15 protein-coding genes are annotated in these 17,707 nt (G+C 61.9%); 8 read left to right on the top strand and 7 right to left on the bottom strand.

The window, feature by feature from the left end; translation table 11 throughout:
• Nucleotides 1-11: 11 nt before the first annotated feature.
• The 4 genes from CBW50_RS21495 to CBW50_RS21480 form a co-directional block, all read right to left on the bottom strand.
• Nucleotides 12-1,634, bottom strand: a complete 1,623-nt coding sequence (locus CBW50_RS21495; protein WP_086147441.1) for a carboxyl transferase domain-containing protein — start codon at nt 1,632-1,634, stop codon at nt 12-14.
• Between the two features lie 40 nt (nt 1,635-1,674).
• Nucleotides 1,675-2,124, bottom strand: a complete 450-nt coding sequence (locus CBW50_RS21490; RefSeq protein WP_086147440.1) for a YchJ family metal-binding protein — start codon at nt 2,122-2,124, stop codon at nt 1,675-1,677.
• 83 nt (nt 2,125-2,207) lie between these two features.
• Nucleotides 2,208-3,494 (bottom strand): D-amino acid dehydrogenase, encoded by a 1,287-nt coding sequence (locus CBW50_RS21485; RefSeq protein ID WP_086147439.1) that lies wholly within the window; start codon nt 3,492-3,494, stop codon nt 2,208-2,210.
• 89 nt (nt 3,495-3,583) lie between these two features.
• Nucleotides 3,584-4,909, bottom strand: coding sequence for a serine hydrolase (locus CBW50_RS21480; protein WP_253251968.1), 1,326 nt, complete (start codon nt 4,907-4,909; stop codon nt 3,584-3,586).
• A 239-nt stretch (nt 4,910-5,148) separates the two neighbouring features.
• Between CBW50_RS21480 and CBW50_RS21475 the strand changes: the two genes are divergently transcribed.
• Nucleotides 5,149-5,889: a GntR family transcriptional regulator gene (locus CBW50_RS21475; protein WP_086147437.1), complete on the top strand. Its 741-nt coding sequence runs from the start codon at nt 5,149-5,151 to the stop codon at nt 5,887-5,889.
• Nucleotides 5,890-5,903: 14 nt separating this feature from the next.
• Here the strand turns inward: CBW50_RS21475 and CBW50_RS21470 are convergent, their stop codons facing one another.
• Entirely contained in the window at nt 5,904-7,037 is a 1,134-nt protein-coding gene (locus CBW50_RS21470; RefSeq protein ID WP_086147436.1) for a nuclear transport factor 2 family protein, read from the bottom strand.
• A 142-nt stretch (nt 7,038-7,179) separates the two neighbouring features.
• Nucleotides 7,180-8,238 carry a helix-turn-helix transcriptional regulator gene (locus CBW50_RS21465; RefSeq protein ID WP_172404848.1) on the bottom strand — a complete coding sequence of 353 codons (1,059 nt, stop codon included), beginning with the start codon at nt 8,236-8,238 and terminating at the stop codon, nt 7,180-7,182.
• Nucleotides 8,239-8,425: 187 nt separating this feature from the next.
• On the opposite strand from CBW50_RS21465, the gene CBW50_RS21460 reads away from it, so the two are divergent.
• The 7 genes from CBW50_RS21460 (at nt 8,426) to CBW50_RS21430 (ending at nt 15,875) form a co-directional block, all read left to right on the top strand.
• On the top strand, nt 8,426-9,307 hold the full coding sequence (locus tag CBW50_RS21460) for an N-acetylmuramic acid 6-phosphate etherase (RefSeq protein ID WP_086147434.1): 882 nt from the start codon (nt 8,426-8,428) through the stop codon (nt 9,305-9,307).
• A gap of 45 nt (nt 9,308-9,352) precedes the next feature.
• Nucleotides 9,353-10,651: an MFS transporter gene (locus CBW50_RS21455; RefSeq protein WP_086147433.1), complete on the top strand. Its 1,299-nt coding sequence runs from the start codon at nt 9,353-9,355 to the stop codon at nt 10,649-10,651.
• 90 nt (nt 10,652-10,741) lie between these two features.
• Complete coding sequence (locus tag CBW50_RS21450) at nt 10,742-12,403, top strand: family 10 glycosylhydrolase (RefSeq protein WP_086147432.1); 1,662 nt, start codon at nt 10,742-10,744, stop codon at nt 12,401-12,403.
• 93 nt (nt 12,404-12,496) lie between these two features.
• Complete coding sequence (locus CBW50_RS21445; protein WP_226936158.1) at nt 12,497-13,444, top strand: BadF/BadG/BcrA/BcrD ATPase family protein; 948 nt, start codon at nt 12,497-12,499, stop codon at nt 13,442-13,444.
• Nucleotides 13,445-13,474: 30 nt separating this feature from the next.
• Nucleotides 13,475-14,275, top strand: a complete 801-nt coding sequence (locus tag CBW50_RS21440) for an N-acetylmuramoyl-L-alanine amidase (protein WP_086147430.1) — start codon at nt 13,475-13,477, stop codon at nt 14,273-14,275.
• 83 nt (nt 14,276-14,358) lie between these two features.
• Nucleotides 14,359-15,261, top strand: a complete 903-nt coding sequence (locus CBW50_RS21435; RefSeq protein WP_086147429.1) for a LysR substrate-binding domain-containing protein — start codon at nt 14,359-14,361, stop codon at nt 15,259-15,261.
• Complete coding sequence (locus CBW50_RS21430) at nt 15,261-15,875, top strand: M15 family metallopeptidase (protein WP_086147428.1); 615 nt, start codon at nt 15,261-15,263, stop codon at nt 15,873-15,875. The genes CBW50_RS21435 and CBW50_RS21430 overlap by 1 nt, the downstream gene beginning before the upstream one ends.
• Here CBW50_RS21430 and CBW50_RS21425 read toward each other — a convergent pair whose 3' ends face one another.
• The gene (locus tag CBW50_RS21425) at nt 15,876-17,255 is read right to left on the bottom strand and encodes a sodium-dependent transporter (protein ID WP_086147427.1); all 1,380 of its coding nucleotides are present in this window, start codon (nt 17,253-17,255) and stop codon (nt 15,876-15,878) included.
• Between the last annotated feature and the right edge of the window lie 452 nt (nt 17,256-17,707).

The raw sequence follows: 17,707 nt of genomic DNA, 5'->3' as shown, positions 1-17,707 counted from the left end.
CTGAATGCCGCTTACATGCGGAATACGCCGAACTTCGTGTCCGGGATTTCCGCGTTGAGCGCGGCCGACAGGCCCAGGCCCAGCACCATGCGGGTGTCGGCCGGGTCGATCACGCCGTCGTCCCACAGGCGCGCGGTGGCGTAATACGGGTGGCCCTGGTGCTCGTACTGCTCCTTGATCGGCTGCTTGAAGGCCGCTTCCTCGTCTGCGCTCCACTGCCCGCCCTTGCCTTCGATGCCGTCGCGCTTGACGGTCGCCAGCACGGAGGCCGCCTGGTCGCCGCCCATGACGGAAATGCGCGCATTCGGCCACATCCACATGAAACGGGGAGAGAACGCGCGGCCGCACATGCCGTAGTTGCCGGCGCCGAAGCTGCCGCCGATGATGACGGTGAACTTCGGCACGGCCGCCGTGGCGACGGCGGTGACCATCTTGGCGCCATTGCGGGCGATGCCCTCGTTTTCGTATTTGCGGCCCACCATGAAGCCCGTGATATTTTGCAAAAACACCAGGGGGATCTTGCGCTGGCAGCACAATTCGATGAAATGCGTGCCTTTCAGGGCCGATTCGGAGAACAGGATGCCGTTATTGGCGATGATGCCGACTTTGACGCCATAGATGTGGGCGAAGCCGCAGATCAGGGTGGTGCCGTAGCGGGCCTTAAATTCGTCGAAATCGCTGCCGTCGACGATGCGCGCGATCACCTCCCTCACGTCGAACGGTTTGCGCGTGTCGACGGGGATCACGCCATACAGCTCCTGCGTCGGATATTTCGGCTCGACCGACTCGCGCAGGGCCATCTGCTGCGGTTTTTTGCGGTTCAGGTTAGAGACGATGGTGCGCGCCAGCGACAGCGCATGCAAATCGTTCTGCGCCAGGTGGTCGACCACGCCGGACAGGCGCGTGTGCACGTCGCCGCCGCCCAGGTCTTCGGCCGTCACCACTTCGCCCGTCGCCGCTTTGACCAGCGGCGGGCCGCCGAGGAAAATCGTGCCCTGCTCCTTGACGATGATCGACTCGTCGCTCATGGCCGGCACATAGGCGCCGCCGGCCGTGCAAGAGCCCATCACGACGGCGATTTGCGGGATGCCCTTGGCCGACAGGTTCGCCTGGTTATAAAAAATGCGGCCGAAATGGTCGCGGTCGGGGAAGACGTCGTCCTGGTTCGGCAGGTTGGCGCCGCCCGAGTCGACCAGGTAGATGCAGGGCAGGTTGTTCTGGTCGGCGATTTCCTGGGCGCGCAAATGCTTTTTGACCGTCATCGGGTAGTAGGTGCCGCCCTTGACGGTGGCGTCGTTGCAGACGATGACGCATTCCTGGCCCGAGACCCTGCCGATGCCGGTGATGATACCGGCGGCGGGCGCCGCATCGACGCCCTTGGCGTCCTGGTACATGGCGTAGGCCGCCATCTGGGAAAACTCGAGGAAGGGCGTGCCGGGATCGAGCAGCATCTGCACGCGGTCGCGCGGCAGCAGTTTTCCGCGCGCGACATGCTTGGCGCAGGCAGCTTCGCCGCCGCCGGCCGCGATTTTTTCCACCTTGTCGCGCAAATCGTCGACGATGGCTTGCATGGCCGCGGCATTGGCCTTGAAATCTTCACTGCGCGGATTGAGTTTGCTTTCGATGTGCGGCATTGCGGTTCCTTTTTATTATCGCCCGGTCTCTCGGGTCGCGCTATTCGGGAAAACTGCCGTCGAGATAAAACCAGCGCAGGGCGCCACCGCCCTCGCCCGCCTCGCGCACGAAGCGGCTCACCTCATGCAGGCGGTGCGCGCGGCCGTTGACCTTGTAGCGGGCCACGAATTCCACGGTGTCGCGATGTATCTCTTCGGCTTGATCTGCTGATACTGCTTTACGTTGACGTAAACGTAAAGCAGATTTTACCTCAAGTCCCAGCCAGTGGACTTTTTCTTCGTCGGCAAACAAGGCGTCGGCGGGACGGGTGCTGGCGTGCCAGGTGGCGCGCAGGTAGGGCTCGTCGCGCAAGGTGAACGCCGTGTAGCGCGAACGCATCAGGGCTTCGGCCGTGGGCGGCAGGGCGTCGCCCGCGAGATACGGGCCGCAGCAGCTGGCGTAGGAGGCGCCGCCGCAGGGGCAGGCGGACAATTTCGAGGGTGTGGGCATGCGCTGACGATATGGAACAGAAAAGAGGGAACAGGAAAGTTCCGCAATTATCCGCCATAACGGCGGCGCCGGCCGCCGGCGCGCTATCTTTTTGGACTGAGGAAGTCCAGCGCGAACGGCGGCGCCTTGTTCTGCATCAAGTCGGCCAGGATGCGCGCCGTGCCGGCGGCAAAGGTAAAGCCCAGCGGGCCATGGCCCACGTTGAGCCACAGGTTGCCGACTTTGCTGGCGCCCACCAGCGGCGCGCTGTTCGGCGTGGCGGGGCGCAGGCCGGCCCAGGCCGTGGCCTGGTCGTAATCGGCGCCGTGCGGCATGGCTTCGCGCGCCAGCCGCGTCAGGCCGGCGATGCGGTTCCAGTCGATGCTGTTGTCGGCGCCCACCATGTCGACCATGGCGGCCACGCGCAGGTCGCCGCCTATGCGCGCATACAGCACCTTGCGCTCGAAATCCGTGATGCTGATCTCGGGCGCCCGGTCCTGCGCGCGGATGGGCGCCGTCAGGCTGTAGCCCTTCAGCGGATACAGGGGCAGGTAGATGCCGGCCGTGGCGGCCAGGTCGCGGCTCTGGATGCCGGCCGCCAGCACGTAGTGGTCCGCTTGCAGCAGGCCCAGGCTGGTGTCGACGCCCGTGATCGTGCCCTTGTGCGTGAGGAGGCGGCGCGCCTCGCCTTTCAGGATGAGCGAGCAGTTCGGGTGCTGCAGCAAGCGCGCTTCCAGCGCCAGGCAAAAGGCGTGGCAATCGGCCACCGCCTCGCCTTCCGTAAAAATGCCGCCCGCCAGCGCGCCCTGCAAGGCGGCCAGCGCCGGTTCGCGCTGCACGGCCTCAGCGGGAGACAGCACGATGCGCGCCTCTTCCGATTCGGGCCGCGCCACGGCCCGCTGGAAGATGGCGGGCGAGCGGTAGACGATGAGTTTGCCCGCATCGCGCCAGGCATACGCTTCGGGCGGCACCGTCAGTTCCAGCTGCGCCATGCCGGCGCGGCTCAGTTCTCCCAGTTGCAGCAGCTTGGCCGTCGTGCGGGCATTGCTGGCGGCATTGCAATTGCGCAGGAAGCTGGCCAGCCAGCGCCATTGGCGCCAGTCCGCTTCGGGACGGAAGCGCAGCGGACCGTCTTTCTGCAGCAGCCATTGCAAAGCTTTCAAGGGCACGCCCGCGTCGGCCAGCGGTGCCACATAGCGATAGCTGAGCTGGCCGCCGTTGCGGTAGCTGGCGGCAATCGCCACCTGTTCATTGCGTTCCAGTAAAGTGACCCTGTAGCCGGCCTCGGCCAGCCACCAGGCCGAAGTCAGACCGACGACGCCGCCGCCGATGATGATGACGTGTTGCTGCATGTTGCCTCGCTGCGTTGCGCTCCCATGGTGCGGAAGCATTCGATGAGAGCTTAGAGGCTGGTCATCCCGGCAGCCAATGAAACATCATGGTGCAGCCATAACTTTCAGGAATGCACCATCTTGTCGCACTATTGATTATTATCAATCGCACCGCGGTACAAGGTGGTGAGTATCAATTCCTCGCTGCGGCCCATGGCGGAATAGCTGCCCGGATAGCCTTCCGGATCGCTGCCAGTACCGCCCACCAGCATCACCATGCCATGCTTGTGCTTGAAATCGAGCACGAAGGCGGAGACGAGGCCATACGCGTCGCCCAGGTGGCCCACGGCCGAAAAGCTGCCTCCCTCGACCAGGCCGTTGCCCTGTCCTTCCACCGCATCGAACTGCTGGTTGCCCAGGCCCCAGGCACGGTACAAGCCCCGTTCGCTGTTGCCATTGCTGCCATCGGGTGCCAGCTGCCATTGGCGGTCAAACATCAAGGCGATGCTGGCCGGCTGCAATAGCTGCTGATTCCGGTAGCGCCCGCCGTCGAGCAGCATCTGCATGACCTTGCCCAGTCCCGCGGCGGAAATGCGCAAGCCGCCCGTGGGACTGAAGACGGTGGCGTTGCTGCCGATCACGTAGTTGGCCAGGCCGGCCGGGGGATGCTGGTCAAAATCGTCGGCCTGGGCGATCCAGGGGCCGGCTGGCCGCCACGCTTCCGTGTCCGGCGCGCGCTTGCGGTACAGGGTGGCCGTATTCGCCACGTCTTCCGTAGAAAATGCCGCCGGGTGGTAGCCGCCGCGCAACTGCAGGGGATCGAGCAGCAGGCGCCGCATCAGCAGGTCGAAGCGCTCGCCCGTGACTTGCTCCATCACCGTGCCGATCACGCCCCAGTTCAGGTTGGAATAGCTAAAGTAACTGCCGGGCGCGGCGCTGGAATCCCACATCGCGTCGCCGCCGGCCGTCAACACGTCGCGCAGGCTGCATTCGGGTCCCCAGGCATAGCCGCCCGCGTCGCGCAGCGAGGACGTGTGGCTGAGCAGGCTGCGCAGGGTCACGGGCCGCTGGGGGAAATGCGGGTTGCGCAGCGAAAAGCCTAAATAGATGCCCACGTCCTGGTCCAGGCTCAGCTTGCCCTGTTCGACCAGCCGCATCAGGCCCAGGGTCGTCATCATCTTCGATACGGAAGCGATGCGGAACAGGGTGGCCGGCGTCACGGGCAGGTTTTCCGCCGGCGTGGCGCCGATGTGCCGGTAGCCAAATTGTTGCTGATACGATACTTTTCCCCGGCGAATGGCCAGCACGGACAGGCTGGCCAGCGGATGCGCGCGATCATCGACGATGGCGGCCAGGGCCGCATCGAGGGCGCGCTGCTGTTCGTGTTGCAGCAACTGCTCAGTGCCGCTGCCGGACGGGGCGGCCAGCGCCGTCCAGGTGGTGCCCAGCAGTAGCAAGCCCAATAAACCCGTCATTTTGTTATGCATGTTTCCCTGTGTCGCGCTGTGGTGGAGGCGCCGCCAGCATAGAGCGCGATGGTTTCCATGGCTAATGAAAATTGCTTATTTATCTATAATGCAAAGCTATACGTACGGTAAAACATCGTTTTTTTAAGTGTATAACCGTTATTTATGCCCATTTTCCATTTATTCATGGGTGGACGGGCTACGCGCAAGCGTCATCGCTATTACACTAGGAGGACAAGGAGAACTGTATGAGCCAGACCAGCGTAGAACTCAAGGTCGATTTAAATGACAATTCGCCTTTATATATGCAGATCGCCCGCAAGCTGAGCGATGACGTGCGCAACGGCCGCTACCAGGTAGACCAGGCCCTGCCATCCGAACGTACCCTGTCCGAACTGCTCGACGTATCGCGCGTGACTGCCCGCAAGGCCATCGATCAATTGGTCGAGCAAGGCCTCGTCGTGCGCCGCCGCGGTTCGGGCAACTATATTGCCCCGCGCATCGAACAGCCGCTGTCGAACCTGTCGAGCTTTTCCGAGCAGCTGCAGCAGCGCGGCTACCGTCCCGGCTCGCGCTGGCTCAAGCGCGATGTCGTCATCGCCAGCAGCGACGAGCAGCTGAGCCTGGGCCTGGCGCAGAACACGAAAGTGGCGCGCCTGGAGCGCTTGCGCCTGGCCGACGACGTGGTGATGGCGTATGAAGTGAGCGTGCTGCCGTTCAGCGTGGTGCCGGATCCGGCCGCCGTGGGCGATTCGCTGTATGAATATTTGAGCAGCATCAAGAAGGCCCCCGTGCGCGCCTTGCAGCACATCCGCGCCATGAATGCGACGGACGTGCTGGCCGAGCAACTGGGCATCCCCGATGGCCAGGCCGTGCTGTTCATCACGCGTATCGCCTACCTGGAAACGGGCGAAGCGGTGGAACTGACGCATTCGTATTGCCGCAGCGACCATTACGACTTCGTGGCGGAAATGCGCCGTTCTCCGTAATTCCGCTGCCTGAATTACTGTCCGAACAGGCGGATCATCGATTCGGCCACGCCGACGGACGACTCCCAGCTCATGCCGGTCACCAGCCGGCCATCGACCTCGACGTGACTCTTGCCGTTGGCGCCGTGCCGGAAGATGCCGCCATGGCGCTTGATGCTCGCTTCCGCCGAAAACGGATAGGCCTTGTATATCGGCGACTCCTTGTTGAGATACGCATCGGGGAACGAGGTGAGCACCTTGCCCTGGATTAGGAAAGTACCGTCGCTGAGCTTCAGGTTCTTGATGCCCTCGGTGCCATGGCAGATGGCCGCAATCACCCCGCCTTGTTGTTCGTAGATGCGCATAGCGATGTCCTGCAGCGGCTTGTTGTCCGGGATGCCGACGATGGCCGCGCCGCCGCCGACGAAAGCCATGCCCGCATACTCGTCGGCCCTGACCTCGGAAACGGGCTTGGTATGGGCTAGTGCCCACATGAAATCACTGTCGTACAGATGCTTTTTGAGCAATTCGTCCGACGTGACGATCATTTCCAGGGGAATGGCGCCCCCCTCGGGACTGACGAAGTCGACCGCGTACCCTGCTTTGCGAAAGGCATCATAGGTATAGGCCAGTTCGGGAAAGTTATTGCCTGCGTTAATTTTTGTGCCGGGATATTGATGCACATTTGATACGACCAGCAGCACCTTGCGTGTCTGGCGCGGGGCTGCCGGCTCGCGATCGGCCGACTTGCTGATGATCTTCCAGTTGCCGGCGATCTTTTTCAAAAGAAATACGTCCACATAGCGCACCCCTTGCTGGGGAATGTGGATCTCGGCCTTGGCGGTGGCCACCTTGCCGCTCGCCTCCACCTTGATCAGTCGCCCGTGGCGCCCATTGAATTGCCCTATTTTCTCTGGGGAAAAGAGTTTGGCGTATTCCGGACCGCTGAGCTCCCATTCCGTATCGTTTTTGCCGTCCAGGTAAAGACGGGCGGTGGCATGGAAGGCCTGGTTGATCTCGTCCGGTACGTTGAAGCTGGTGCCGTGCAGATACAAGCGCACGGTCTCCCGGATGGCATTGTCGTCCTGGTCGGCGGTTGCGGCGGTGCCGGCGGCGGCGCTGCCGAGCAAGCAACAGGCGAGCACCGTTCGCAATAAAAACTGAATCATGACTTTACCCTCAATGAATAACTGCGTTTATCGGAGCAACGACTATTTCAGGTCGTTGCTGGTCGATAAGTTATCGAAATGCAGGGGAATTGATGTCGCCAAACAGGATTGCAGACTCCGGAATGGCGATTCCGGAGCGGTTTTAGGGGGAAACGGCCCTGGCCGCTGGGCTGGATTGGGCGCGGAAGCTGGCGGGTGTCTGCCCAGCAACCTTCTTGAAGGTCGAGTAGAAGGTGGAACTGGAGTTGAAACCGCAGCGCTCGGCAACGGTATCCATGTTCAGTTGCGGCTCGTCGGCCAAGACCTGTTTCGCTTCGGCGATACGGAATTCGTTGACGTAGGTAGTGAAGCTCTTGCTCAGCTTGTCATTCAGCACCTGCGACACCTGCGCCTGCGTACATCCTGCCCGTTTGGCCAGTTGCGCCAGGGTGAGGTTCGGATTCAGATAGGATTTCTGCCCGCTCATCTGTTGTTCCAGCGCGGCGAGCACGGCAAGCGCCTCGTCGTGCGTCAGGCGGCTGTTCTGGTATTTCGGCTTCGGCTCGGCAGGCGTCGAGGTTTCCTTTCTTAGCAGAAAGACCATGACGGCGACATGCAGCGAGAAGGTGAACGACAAGGCGCCGACTATGTACGACGTGAACGGCGTGCTCGCGTAGGCCGCCAGCATCACACAGCTGCCTGCAAAAACGCTCAGCATCAGCATGCTGCTGGTGGCCATCCGCTGTCCCTCGTTCAGCCATGCATGGCGGCTTTGCCAGAGCAACTTGGCAGTTGCCAGCAGGTAGCATAGCCAGAACAGGTGAATGGCATGACTCGAACGGTCCCATACAGGACGATACGCGGAATAGGGAAAGGCAACGCCTATGCCTATCAGCAGGAAGGACAGGCCGAGATGCCAGCGCCATTGTTGTCCGGCAGGCTGTTGCGCGAGTCCGGCCAGGAAAGAGCGCACATAGAGATAGGTCAAGGGACCGATCAGCAGGCATGCCGACAGGCCCAGCTGGCGGAATTCGAGTGCGATCGCCGGGTTGAAGTAGAGAAACGCGGATTTGGCGGTGCGCCCCCCTACGGCAAGCAGTAATGCACCGAGCATGCAGTCGGCCAGGCAGCGAGGCCGGCGGCTGAAAAAATAGACGGCCAGGAAAATGCCGTTGATGGCGCCCAGGGCGCTAAACAGGAACAGCAATTGGCGAGCGATCATGGGGCGTGTCGTGGATTGTGGCGTCGAAGCGAAGTATAGACACAAACGGGAGCGTATCGAAGTACAAGTAGTACACCATCTTCCTGCACTAGCCATAAACTCCCGTTATGCCCGCCCGCCATCCTTTCATGGCTGATCTTGCACATCGGTATTAAACTGGTTTCACCTTCAACCATGTTCTGAAATCATGTTGAAAACTGAAACCCCGAGCCGGCGGCATCCGGATCTGGACCTGTATCCGGTAGAGCAACTGGTGGCGGCGCTGGTCGATGACCAGTTCTGGGCCGTCGAAGCCGTGCGGCTGGCCTCGCCGCAGATAGCGGCCGCCATCACGGCCGCCCTGCCCCGCATCGCCGCCGGCGGACGCCTGCTGTACGTGGGCGCGGGCACGTCGGGGCGCCTGGGCGTGCTCGACAGCGTTGAATTGACTCCCACGTTTTCCTGGCCGCCCGAGCGGGCCGTCGCCATCCTGGCTGGCGGCGCGGGCGCCATGTTTACGGCCGTCGAAGGCGCGGAAGATGATTTACAGCAAGGCGAGCGCGATGTGCTGGCCCTGTTGCCGCAGGAAAACGATGTAGTGATCCTGCTGGCCGCCTCCGGCGCCACGCCGTACGTGCTGGGCGCCCTGCTGGCCGCGCGCAAGGCGGGCGCCTTGACCATCGGCATCGCCAACAACGTGGACGCCCCCGTGGCGCACGAGGCGCAATGCGGCATCGTCCTCGACACGGGCACGGAAGTCATTTCCGGCAGCACGCGGCTGAAAGCGGGCACGGCGCAAAAAATCACCCTGAACACGATTTCCAGCGCCCTGATGGTCGGTTTGCACAAAACGTACGGAAACTTGATGGTAGACTTGAAGCCGACCAACGCCAAGCTGATCTGGCGGGCCGTGCGTCTGACCATGCATGCCACCGGCGCCAGCGAGGCGCAGGCCAGGGCCGTGCTGGAGCAATGCCACTATCACGTCAAGGTGGCGATTGTTGCCTTGATCAAAAAAATTAACACCAACCAGGCACAGGCATTGTTGGCCAGAGCGGACGGCAGTGTGCGGGCGGCACTGGCGGACTGATCCGATGGCGCGGCATTCTTCTGTCTGGGAGACCAAGAAGGATGTATGGAGCTAGTGAAACAACCCGCTGCGGCGCGCGCCAACAAACCGTGGCTGTGGATCCCTTCCCTGTATTTCGGCCAGGGCATACCCTATGTCGTGGTCATGACCTTGTCCGTGATCATGTACAAGAATTACGGCTTTTCCAATACGGATATCGCCCTGTATACGAGCTGGCTGTACTTGCCGTGGGTTATCAAGCCCCTGTGGTCGCCCTTCATCGATATGTACCGCACCAAGCGCTTCTGGATTGTCGGCCTGCAGCTGGTGATCGGCGCCGCGCTGGCGCTGGTGGCCCTGACGACCTCCTTGCCCCATTTTTTCCAGATCAGTCTGGCCATTTTCTGGCTGATGGCTTTCAGTTCCGCCACGCATGATATCGCCGCCGACGGCTTTTATATGCTGGGCCTGGAAGAACACCAGCAGGCGGCCTTCGTCGGCGTGCGCAGCACGTTTTACCGCCTGGCGATGATCGCGGGCCAGGGCGGGCTCGTGTTCCTGGCCGGCTATCTGACGCATGCGACGGGCAATGTGCAGCTGGCCTGGTCCGTCGTGTTTGCGATTCTGGCGGGCCTGTTCATCACCCTCTTCCTCTACCACTACTTCGTCTTGCCGAAACCGAAGGATGACCGCCCCAGCATCCAGGACGCTGGTATTTCTCCGCTGCAAGAGTTCGTCGCCACCTTTGCCGCGTTTTTCAGGAAGAAGGATATTGTCGTCATCCTCGGCTTCTTGCTGCTGTTCCGCCTCGGCGAAGCGCAACTGTTGAAGCTGGCTGCACCCTTCCTGCTCGACCCCGTCGCCAAGGGCGGCCTGGGCCTCAGTACGGAACAGGTGGGCCTCGTCTACGGCACCATCGGCGTGATCGCCCTGACCCTGGGCGGCTTGCTGGGCGGATTCATCATTTCCCGCTTCGGCTTGAAACGTTGCCTGTGGATCATGGTGCTGTCCGTCCATCTGCCCGACCTGGTGTTTGTGTACCTGGCCTGCGCCTTGCCCAGCAATATCTATGTGATCGCGGGGGGCATTGCGTTGGAGCAATTCGGTTACGGCTTTGGTTTCGCCTCGTACATGCTGTACATGATCATGGTGTCCGATGGCGCCCATAAAACGGCCCATTACGCCATTTGCACGGGCTTCATGGCCCTGGGCATGATGTTGCCGGGCATGGCCAGCGGCTGGATACAGCAAATGCTCGGCTACCAGCACTTCTTCATCTGGGTCTGCATCGCCACCATTCCCGCCTTCATCATGGCCGCGCTGGTCAAGATCGATCCGGAATTCGGCAAGAAGGCCGAGGCCTGATTCTTTTGAACCGTGCGCCCGCAAGGATGGCGGGCGCACAGTAAAATGCTCCACCGATCGACCTGCGCTTCACCACTGCAAGGAATTGTTTTGTTGTCTACTTTTAAAAAACGCCTGGGCGCCACGACCGGCGTACTGGCCGCGCTGGCCACCGCCACATTGCTCAGCAGCTGTACCAGCACCAAAATGCCTTCCGCAGTGACGCCAGGCGAAGCAGGCTTGCCGGCCGTGCCGCCCGTGCAGCACATCACGGGCGAAGTGCCGCCGCCGGCGCCGCGCGAGTTCCGCGCCGCCTGGGTCTCGACGGTCGCCAATATCGACTGGCCCAGCCGCAATAACTTGCCGGTCGCCAAGCAGCAAGCCGAGGCGATCGCCATCCTCGACCGCGCCAAGTCCTTGAATCTGAACGCGATTGTGCTGCAGGTGCGTCCCAGCGCGGACACGATTTACCCGTCGCAGCTGGAACCGTGGTCGGAATACCTGACGGGCAAGCAAGGCCAGCCGCCATTGCCCCTGTATGACCCGCTGGCCTTCTGGGTGGCGCAGGCGCATGCGCGCGGCCTGGAATTGCACGCCTGGTTCAACCCCTATCGTGCCCGTCACGCGACGGCCAAGTCGCCGCTGGCGCGCGACAGTTTCGCGTCCACCAATCCGGCGTCCGTCAAGCAATACGGCCGCTACCTGTGGATGGACCCGGGCGACGCCGCCGCCTCGAAGCACACGACGGACGTGGTGCTCGACGTGGTGCGCCGCTACGATATCGATGGCGTGCACATCGACGACTACTTTTATCCGTATCCGATCGACGCGCCCGGCGCCGGCGCCGGTGCGGAAACGGCCGCGCTGGACGCGGGCAATGGCGGCGCCAAGCGCGAATTGCCCTTCCCCGATGAGCCTTCCTGGCAGCAATATCTGCTGGCCGGCGGCCAGCTGGACCGCGCTTCCTGGCGCCGCCAGAACGTCAACCAGCTGATCGAAGCTTTATATACGGGCATCCACCGCGAAAAGAACTGGGTGCGTTTCGGCATCAGCCCGTTCGGCATCGGCCGTCCCGACCGCCGCCCTGCCGGCATCGTCGGCTTCAGCCAGTACGATAAATTGTATGCGGATGCGGAATTGTGGCTGGCCAAGGGCTGGCTCGATTATCTGTCGCCGCAGCTGTACTGGCCCGTGGCGCAGGCGCCGCAGGCGTTTGGCGTGCTGCTCGACTACTGGCTGGCGCAAAATCCGTATGGCCGCCACGTGTGGCCCGGTTTATATACGAGCCGTATCGACAATTCCGCCAAGTCCTTCACGCCGCAAGAGATCATCAAGCAGATCGAGGTGACGCGCACGCGCCCCGGGGCGAATGGGCAAGTGCATTTCAGCATGGTGCCCCTGATGCAGAACCGTAAGGGTGTCAGCGAGCAACTCAAGGCAACTGTCTATCAAAGCCCTGCCCTGATCCCCGCCACGCCGTGGCTGGGCAAGGAAGCACCGGGCACGCCCGCGCTGGCCTTGCGCCGCGATTCCACCAGCCTGAATATGAAACTGACGGCGGGCGGCGGCAAACCTGTGGCGCAATATGCGATCTGGGCCCGCTATGGCGAAGACTGGCGCTTCACCGTAGTCACGGGCGTGCAGGGCGAACTGACCCTGGTCGATGATGCCACCGGCAAAGTCAACGCGGTGGTGGTCAGCGCCGTGGACCGCCTCGGCAATGAAAGCCCCCGCGTCACCGTGCGCGAACCGTTTGCGGCCGCCGCCAAGTAACTTTGCCGGATTACCGGCAGTCCATAACCTGCAGGCATGAAACATGCGCAAGCTTTCATGCCTGCAAGCTTCGCTTGGCTTTACACTCATGCCATGATTTCCTTCTCTGCAAGCAATACTGACTCTGCCGTGCTCGGGCTGGGCATCGACGCGGGCGGCACGCAGACGCGCTGGGCCCTGGCTACCGCCGACGGCATCATCGTGGCCGACGGCGCCGTGGAAGGCTTGTCTGCCTTGCAAATGAGCAGCGAGGCGGGCCGCGCCGCCGTGCATGCCACGTTTGCAACGTTGTGCAAGCAAGTGCTGGCCATCGGCCAGCCGCGCGCCGTGGTGGCGGGCTTGACGGGCTTTGGCGGCGATGATGTTGTGCTGGCGCAAACCTTGGCCGCGCTGCTGGCGCTGGACGCCGCCGACGTCAGCTTGGGCAACGACATTGAAATCGCCTATCGCGACAGTTTTGAACCAGGCGAAGGTTATCTGGTCTACGCAGGCACGGGCTCGATCGCCGCCTGGATCGATGCGGAGGGCGTGTTTCACCGCGCGGGCGGGCGCGGCGTGCTGCTCGACGATGGCGGCGGCGGCTACTGGATCGCGCGCGAAGCCTTGCGCCACATCTGGCGCCGTGAAGACGAGGCGCCCGGCAGCTGGCAAGGCTCGCCCATGGCCGGGGCCGTGTTTGCGCAACTGGGCGGCAGCGACTGGTCGCTGTCGCGCGCCTTCATGTATGGCCAGGACCGGGGCGCCATCGGCCGGCTGGCGCTGGCCGTGGCCGCCAGCGCGGACGCCGACCCGCTGGCGCTGGACATCTTGCAGCGCGCGGGACAGGAACTGGCGCGTTTGGCCCTGGCCCTGACGGCGCGCCATGGTCCCCGTCCCGTGGTGTTGGCGGGCCGCGCGGCGCAGTTGCACCCGGCCATCGCGGCTGCCATGCGGGCCGTTTTGCCCGTATCGTTGCAGATGGAGCAAAAAGTTGCCCGTTCGCATGAGGCTGCGGCCAAGGTGGCGGCCAGGGCAGCAGGCCAGCGTACTGGCAAGAACTGAACATTTTATTAACCCGAACACGGATCTTTCATGAAAAAAATCGCCCTCGCCCTGCTGGTGGCCCTGCTTTCCGCCTGTAGCACGCCCGCGCCGCACCTCGACCATAGCTTGACGGCGCGCAGCCAGAGCCCGCGCGTGAAATTCATCGTCATCCATTACACGGTGAGCGACCTGCCCCGCTCGATCAAGATCCTGACGGAACAAGTGGTCAGCAGCCATTATTTGCTGACCGACACGGACAAGCCGAAGTTTTACGTGCTGGTCGACGAATCGCGCCAGGCCAATCACGCGGGTGTGAGTAACTGGAAGACTTATACACAGTTAAATGTCAGCTCGATCGGCATCGAGATCGTCAACCCCGGCTACAAGGACACGCCGGAAGGCCGCCTCTGGTATCCATTCCCGCAGGCACAGATTGATGAGCTGATTCCGCTGTTGAAAGATATCCAGGCGCGCTACAACATCGCGCCGGAAAATATCCTGGGCCACAACGAAATCGCCCCGCAGCGCAAGCAGGACCCGGGACCGCTGTTTCCATGGCGCCAGCTGGCCGATGCGGGCCTGATCGTCTGGCCCGATGTCAACCGCGTGGCCGCGCAACGCCTCGTTTTTGAGCAGCAAGTACCTGATGCCGTCTGGTTCCAGAAAAAGCTGGCCCAGCACGGCTATGCGACGCCGCAGACGGGCGTGTTCGATGAAGCGACGCGCAATGTCCTGATCGCCTTCCAGATGAAATACCGCAATACGCGGTTTGACGGCATGCCGGACGGCGAGACGGCGGCCCTGCTGGAAGTGCTGACGACGCCGGCCACAGCTGTTGCAACAAAGTAGCACGGCCGTTCCAGCCCATGACTTTTTCTTATATGCTGAACATTGACGGCCCACGGGGCCACGGCAAGGTAAAGGAATAGCCCATGCGGCTGCGTCATATCGAAGTGTTTCACGCCATCATGCAAGTTGGCACCATCAGCGGCGCGGCCCAGGTGCTGCATATCTCGCAGCCGGCCGTGACCAAGGTCTTGCAGCATTGCGAATTGCAACTGGGCATGCCGCTGTTCGAGCGTGTGCGGGGCAAGCTGTACCCGAAGCCCGAGGCGCACCGTTTGTTTGTCGAAACGGAAAAGCTCAACCGCGATCTATTGGGCATCCGCCGCCTGGCGGCCAGCCTGAAGGGCCATGCGGTGGAAACCATCCGCCTGGTGTCCACGCCGACGCTCGCCATCAGCGTCTTGCCGTTTGCCATGACGGAGTGGCGGCGCGATTTTCCCCACACGCGATGCCAGCTGGCCACCCATCACACGGGCGAGATCGTCAATACCCTGCGCCTCGGTGAAGCGGACCTGGCCGTGTCGCTGCAAGACCCGCGCCACCCGGGCATCGTGGCCGAACCGCTGGCGCACGGTGTCATGACGGTGATCGCCCCGGCCGGCACCTGGCATGCGGCCGATTGCGGCACGCCGTTGACGGCGCATGGCCTGAATGGCGAGCTGATCGGTCATGCCGACAACGATCCGCTGGGCGAACTGGTGGTGGCCGCCTGCGAGGCACAGGACATCCACCCCGTGTTTTCCACCGTGGTGCAAACCTATCAAATCGCCCGTTCCCTGGTGGAAGCGGGCGCCGGCATGGCCGTGGTCGACCCGTTTACGGCCGCCTCCGGCTCGCCCGAGCGCCTGCAGCGCCGTCCCTGGGCGCCCACGATACCGATCCAACTGTATTTATTGACGGCGAGCCACTCGCCGCTGTCGCATGGCGCGCGGCGCCTGGCCGACAGCATCGGCGTGGCGGCGCGCAACTGCCTGGAAAGAGAAGTCTGATGTCTGTTGCAAGTTTGCAATTGGAAGCGGTCGGCAGCGATCCGCAATTTCGCCACCTGAGCAGTATTGCCGGCATTGCCGTCGACTTGCGCTATGCCACGCCCGACAATTTCGTCGGCCGCGACTTATACAGTCCCATCGATTGCGCCTGGCTGCACCGCGATGCGGCCGCCGCGCTGGAACGGGCCGTGGCCTGGCTGGCCGCGCAGCGCCCCGATCATCATCTCTTGGTGCTCGACGCCCTGCGCCCGCAGCGGGTGCAGCAGCAACTGTGGGATGCATTGCAGGGAACGGAGTTGCTCGGTTACATCGCCGAGCCCTCGCGCGGCTCGATTCACTCGTTCGGCATGGCGCTCGACATCACCATCGTCGGGCCGGACGGGCAGGAGCTGGACATGGGCACGGGTTTTGATGACCTGAGTGAGCGCTCGCATCCGGCACTGGAGTTGGTTTTGCTGGAAAAGGGAGAAATTGCCGAGGAGCAGGTGGCACACCGCCGTTTGTTGCGCGACGCCATGTTCCAGGCGGGTTTCTTCGGCATCAACAGCGAATGGTGGCATTTCGATTGCGGCGACCGGGTGCTGGTGCGCCAGACCTACACCCGGGTACTCTGATTAGAAGACCTTTAAACCTTTCAGCATCACGATCAGGATCAGCACGGGCGAGACAAAGCGCAGCAGGAACAGCAGCACATGCGCCAGGGTTTGATTTTGCAGCTGGCCATGATTGCTGATCGCCTCGATGAAATGCTGCTTGCCCCAGGCCCAGCCTGTAAACAAGGCAATCGCGATGCCGCCCACGGGCAGGAAGATATTCGACGAGACGAAGTCGAACAGATCAAACATATTCAAGTTAAACAGCTTGAAGTCCGCCAGGGTGCTGTTACTGAGCGCGCACACGGAACCGAGCACGGCCAGCAGTAGCATGGTCACGATGGTGGACTTGGTGCGCGTCCAGCCGAAGCGTTCATGGAAAATCACCACGGGCACTTCCATCAGCGACAGCATCGCCCCTGTGGCGGCCACGGCGGCGAGGATGAAGAACACCACCATCAGGGCTTGGCCCATGGGAATTTGCGAAAACACGGCGGGAATCGTGATGAACACCAGCGACGGTCCCGCGCTGGGGGCAAAGCCAAACGTGAACACGGCGGGGAAGATGGCGATGCCGGCCAGCATCGATACACCGAGGTCGGCTGCCATCACGCGCAAGGTGGTAACGGGAATATTCTGATCGTCGCGGAAATAGCTGCCGTAAGTCATCATCGTGCCCATGCCGACGGACAATTTAAAGAAGGCCAGGCCCATGGCCGTCAGCACGACGGAAGCCGTCAGCTTGGAAAAGTCAGGACGGAACAGGAACGCCAGGCCTTCGCCCGCTTTATCGAGCGACAGACTGACCGCGCATAGCAGGAGCAGCAGCAGGAACAGCAGCGGCATCAGTTTCTTGGCGATCGCCTCGATACCCTTGGTCACGCCCAGCATCAAGATACCGCCGATAAACAGCAGCACGCCCCATTGCCAGAACAGCGATTGCAAAGGATTGCTGATCAGGGTAGCGAAAGCCGCTTCCGTCACCAGCTTGTCGCTGCTGAGGATGGAGCCATCGATGGCCTTGGCGATATAGGCAAATACCCAGCCCACCACTTCCGAATAAAACGCGACGATCAGGAAGGCGGCGACCATGCCGATGAGGCCGACCAGCCACCAGGGCTTGCCCTTCGGTGCCAGCCGTTCCATGGTGGAGATGGGATTGACCTTGGCGCGGCGCCCCAGGGTGATTTCCGCGATCATCACGGGCAACCCCACTAACAAGGTAGCGAGCAGATAGATGAGCAGGAAGCCGGCGCCGCCATTGGCGCCCGTCAGGTAGGGGAACTTCCAGATGTTGCCGAGACCGACTGCGGAACCGAGGGTGGCGGCGAGCACGCCGAAGCCAGTGGTAAAGCCAGCTCGTTTCAGGGTCAGGCCTGATCCTTGAGCTTGTTGTTTCATGGTGAATCTTCTATGGTTCTATATATAGACAAGCGCCGTTTGGCGCGGAGGGGGCGAAATTGTAGCAGTTGGCCGCAAAAGCCCCGGAAAAGCCTTGCTTCCGCTGGGGCGCTTTGCTATAGTTCGCCTCCCCAATGAGACGCAGTCAAATGCGGCACTTGAGGATCACCGGAAACGGCGATGAGCAAGAAAAGAAGGAGTTGACGGATGTAGCGAAATGCTTCATACTCTTCCTTCTTCGCAGCTGACAAACACAACGCTTTGTCGATAGCGCGAAAGCAGTAACCGAATACAGTTCTTTAAAAATTAACAGTCGATAAGTGTGGACATTTGATGTAGTGCAGCGCCGATCTTCGGATTGGCGTCATACTTAAAATATCAAATGTTCACGAAGAAATAAATGAAATAGGACGCTTCGCAAGAAGTGGCCTGTCAGTTGTTTTTGAGTGAGC

The organism is Janthinobacterium sp. GW458P, assembly GCF_002127585.1.
Classification (GTDB): Bacteria; Pseudomonadota; Gammaproteobacteria; order Burkholderiales; family Burkholderiaceae_D; genus Janthinobacterium.
This window is presented reverse-complemented; position numbering and strand designations above follow the sequence as displayed.